We start from the raw sequence: 1,242 nt of genomic DNA on the forward strand, positions 1-1,242 counted from the left end.
CTGCCGCCGCGGCCGTACCCGGGTGGCTCGGCGTACGCGGCCGGCTCGACGTGGGCCGGGCCGGCGGGCAGTTCCAGGCGGCCGGGCCGGGCCGGCGGTTCGGCGTAGCCCTGCTGGTCCGGGTAACCCGGGCCGCCGCCGGGCCGCGCGGGTGGCTCGGCGTAGGCGGCCGGCTGGCTGGGGTACGGCTGCTGGAAGTCGGGTGCGAACCCGGGCGGCGAGCCCGCGGACGCCGCGGCCTCGTCGTCCTCCCGGTAGCGGCGCCGGCGGCCACTGGCGCTTCCCGGCGGCGCGCTGGCCGGCCCGGCCGTGGGCGGACCGCTCATCGGCGGCGAACTCATCGGCGGACCGCTGACCGCGGCCGAGCGCTGCTCGGGCGCCCGGCGCCGGCCGCCGTACGTGCTCCGGGTCCTGGCCCGGTCGCCCGGCGACATGTACTTAAGGATCGGCTCCTCTTGCGGCGGACTCGGCGGCACCACCGGCGGCGCCGACGCGTCGAACGGCTTGAAGATCGGTTCCTCGTCCGCGTGTGGCGAGGCGGCCGGCGGCCGGCGCGGCACGACCGTGCCGGCGGCGGACCCACCACCGAACGGCGTGCTCGGCTCCTCGCGTCCCGGCGGCGGGGTGAACCCCCCGGTGGACTCCGTGCGGCCCGCACCGAAGCCACCGGTCGGCTCGTCGAACGACGGCGTGACGGCACGGCCACCGAACGGCCCCGCCGAGCCGGCGGAGGGCCCGGAAAAACCGGCGGACGGCCCGGCCGAGCCGGCGGACGGCTCGGTGAATCCGGAGAACCCGCCGCCACCCGCGGACGGCGTGCCGAACCCGCCGGTCGGCTCGTCGAAGGAGGGCCCGGGAACCCGGCCGAACGATCCGGTGGACTCATCGCGGGGCGGGGGAGCGGCACGGCCGCCGAAAGGTGGTTCGCCGCGTGGGGGCGTGTTGAAGCCGCCGGTGGGTTCGTCGAAGGACGGGCGGGCGCCGAACGAGCCGGTGGGTTCGTCGTAATTCGGGGTCACCCTGCCGGCGCCGGCCGGGGGCGGGAAGCCGCCGTTGAACGGCATCGGGCCTTCGCCGGGGGGTGGTGGCTCGGTGAACAGCGGGGCCGGGACCTCGGGCGGTTCGCCGCCAGGGCCGAAACCGCCGCCGGGGCCGCCACCGAAACCGCCGCGGCCGCCAGGGCCGCCGGGATCGTCAAAGCCACCGCGACCGCCGGGGCCATCAAAGCCGCCGGGGCCGCCA

Annotated in this window: 1 pseudogene; it reads right to left on the minus strand. The window is 78.4% G+C overall.

The window, feature by feature from the left end:
* Positions 1 to 1,064: pseudogene (locus Vau01_RS30985) on the minus strand (hypothetical protein); the annotation flags it as partial.
* Between the last annotated feature and the right edge of the window lie 178 nt (positions 1,065 to 1,242).

It is taken from the genome of Virgisporangium aurantiacum (genome assembly GCF_016863635.1).
Classification (GTDB): Bacteria; Actinomycetota; Actinomycetes; order Mycobacteriales; family Micromonosporaceae; genus Virgisporangium; species Virgisporangium aurantiacum.